The organism is Roseateles sp. P5_B10, assembly GCF_056400485.1.
Genome location: NZ_JBFULE010000747.1, coordinates 1 through 2,555, shown reverse-complemented (window position 1 = coordinate 2,555; position 2,555 = coordinate 1). Strand labels below are relative to the sequence as shown.

The 2,555-nt window shown below is 71.9% G+C and carries 3 protein-coding genes; 1 reads left to right on the top strand and 2 read right to left on the bottom strand.

Translation table 11 applies throughout. The features are described 5' to 3' along the window. Positions 1 to 227: 227 nt before the first annotated feature. Positions 228 to 743, top strand: a complete 516-nt coding sequence (locus tag AC1DU6_RS26975) for a hypothetical protein (RefSeq protein WP_477860875.1) — start codon at positions 228 to 230, stop codon at positions 741 to 743. Here the strand turns inward: AC1DU6_RS26975 and AC1DU6_RS26970 are convergent, their stop codons facing one another. Together AC1DU6_RS26970 and AC1DU6_RS26965 are read right to left on the bottom strand one after the other, a co-directional pair. Next, positions 744 to 1,610 carry a DMT family transporter gene (locus AC1DU6_RS26970; RefSeq protein ID WP_477860873.1) on the bottom strand — a complete coding sequence of 289 codons (867 nt, stop codon included), beginning with the start codon at positions 1,608 to 1,610 and terminating at the stop codon, positions 744 to 746. It lies immediately after the preceding gene. Continuing rightward, on the bottom strand, positions 1,603 to 2,493 hold the full coding sequence (locus tag AC1DU6_RS26965) for a DUF2182 domain-containing protein (RefSeq protein ID WP_477860871.1): 891 nt from the start codon (positions 2,491 to 2,493) through the stop codon (positions 1,603 to 1,605). The genes AC1DU6_RS26970 and AC1DU6_RS26965 overlap by 8 nt, the downstream gene beginning before the upstream one ends. Positions 2,494 to 2,555 lie beyond the last annotated feature (62 nt).

Genomic DNA, 2,555 nt, shown 5'->3' with positions numbered 1-2,555 from the left:
GCGTTGTTCCTGTTCGCGCTCTACCTCAACCTGCAAAAGACCGGTGTGGCGGCGCTGGACCTGTTGGGTGTGGACGGCGCGGCCAACGCAGCCAGCGTGGCCGGCTATGCGCTGGCGGGCGGGTTGGGGCTGGTAGCACTGCTGGCCTGGCCGCGGCTGCGTCGGACCTGAGCCGCCGGCCCTGGCCTACAGCGCCCCTGCGAAGAATGGCGCAAGATTGCCAGGCCATGACTGCACGCTTCGCCGTCCTTCTGCTCGCCGCCACCTTTTGCGGGATGGTCGGCGCTGCTCAGGCCGAGGAGCTGCCCAGATCGGCGGCCTGCCGCACCGCGCTGAATGCGCTGGACGAAGCGGAGGAGACCATCGCGGCGGCCGCTGCCGCTTCATCGACCAGCTTGTCCGATCAGCAGCGCCAGCATGCCGTCGCTGCGCGGTTGGAGCCGCTGCGCAAGCGGGTTGCGGATGCCTGCCTTGGCGGGCTCACCACTTCGCCGTCGCCATCACAGCGCAGCTGGGTGGCGCCGGGCACGCCCGCGCGGCCCGGCGTGGTGGCGCCCCGGGTGCCCATGCCAACCGTGCCGCCCGTGGCCTTGCCGCGTCCGCAAGCGCCGGTCACCGTGACCCAGTGCAATGCCGCCACCTGCCTGGCCAGCGATGGCTCGACGCTGACGCGGGTCGGCCCCACCCTTGTCGGACCGCGCGGTTCATGCACCGTGCAGGGCGTCTTCCTGCGCTGCCCGTGATCAGCGCCGCGACCTGCTGGCCAGCACCAGCGCAATGCCGCCGAGGATGGCCGCCGAGGCCGCCAGCAGCCGCGGGGTGACGGCCTCCGACAGCAGCGCCACCCCGCCGAATGCAGCAATCAGCGGCACCGACAGCTGCACGGTCGCCGCGCGCAGCGCGGACAGCCCGCGCAGCGCGGCGTACCAGATGACATAGCCGATGCCGGACGTGACGGCGCCCGAGGCGACGGCCAGGGCGATACCGGTGGTGCTGGCGCGCGCCTGGGCTGCGAACAGCAGGCTCACCAGCAGAGCGAGTGGCGTGGCGCGCAGGAAGTTGCCCGCTGTCGCCGCCAACGGATCGCTCACGCCGCGGCCGCGCAGCGAGTACAGGCCCCAGGCCAGGCCCGCTGCCGCCATCATGGCCGCGCCGAGGACCGGTGGCGCCGCCACGCCGGGTGACACCAGATAGACCAGCCCCGCCACGGCCAGAGCGAGGCCGAACCAGGCCAGGGGCCGGAACCTCTCGCCCGAGCGCAGCCCGGCGCTGAACATCGTCACCTGGACCGCGCCGAACAGGATCAGGGCGCCCGTGCCCGCGGACAGGCTGAGGTAGGCGAAGGAGAAGAAGGCGACGTAGGCGAACAGCATGGCTGCGGCGAGCCAGTCGGAATGAGTGGCGGCGGCCTGGCCGGGCCTGAGCCGCACGATGGCCGCGAGCGTGACCGCCCCGGCGGCCAGCCTGATGCTGCCGAAGCTGGCCGCATCGATGAGATCCTGCCGCAGGGCGAGCCGGCACAGCAGCGAATTCGCCGCGAAGGCCAGCATCGCCGTCGTGGTCAGGGCCAAGGTCTTCAGCAGGGGCAGGCCGGCGCGCGACTCAGACATGGACCCCCACCAGGACCGCGGCCCAGCCCAGCAGCGCGACGCCCAGCGGCGTGCTCAGCCGGTGGCCCCAGCGGACATTCTTCTCAACCGCCATGACCGCGGCCAGCAACAGCATCCAGCCGAGGCTGCCGGTGCCGAGCGCAAACATCAGCAGCATCAATGCCCAGCAGCAGCCGACACAGAACAGGCCGTGGTGGGCGCCCAGCATGAACGCGTGCCGCGCCTCGGCGTGGCCGCGCCAATGCTGCATGACGAAGCTCAAGGGTGTGCGGCACTTCTCCAGGCAGCGGTGCTTGAGGCTGCTGAACTGGAAGGCCCCGGCCAAGGTGATGATGGTCGTGCCGATCAGCCAGCCATGCCAGGCCAGCAGGGGCACGCCGTTGACGAGCGCCAGCAGCCCCGCGTGCAGCACATGGGCCACGAGCCCGAAGCCGCCCCACACCGCCATATAGCCCAGGCCCAGCAGCAGGAGCAGCCGGCGGTGGTCCGCCCGCCGCGCCGTCAACCGGTCGAAGGCATTGAACAGGGGCAGGGTGGTCGGCAGCATCATGGCCGTGGTCATCAGGATCCAGGCGGCGCTGTAGAGCAGGGCGGGCACGATGACGTTGCCACCGGGGATCGCCCGGCAGACGGAGGCGGCCGGGCCCGAGGCCGTCCAGTCGCCGTGGTCGAGGTAGCGGCCATAAGGGCTGCCCGCCCAGGCCCACAGCGCCAGCCAGGCGAGCCCGGCCAACGCGCTCAGCACGACGAGGAACACGCGGCGATGGCGGGAATCGCCGGCTGGCGGATCCGCCGCTACGGCGCCGCCAGCGGCGCTCAATGGTGCACCCTTCGGCCTGCGGCCTTGCCTGGCCGACAGCGCGGCCAGGCGTTCGCCAGGCATGGGATGCCCACAGGGCATCCCATGTCCGGGCTCACTCCCGCCAAGCGGGAGCGAGCTTGCTT

Bases quoted from the DNA above. Each gene is read 5' to 3' on its own strand.
- AC1DU6_RS26975 (WP_477860875.1), top strand. From the start codon at position 228: ATGACTGCACGCTTCGCCGTCCTTCTGCTCGCCGCCACCTTTTGCGGG.
- AC1DU6_RS26970 (WP_477860873.1), bottom strand. From the start codon at position 1,610: ATGTCTGAGTCGCGCGCCGGCCTGCCCCTGCTGAAGACCTTGGCCCTG.
- AC1DU6_RS26965 (WP_477860871.1), bottom strand. From the start codon at position 2,493: ATGCCTGGCGAACGCCTGGCCGCGCTGTCGGCCAGGCAAGGCCGCAGG.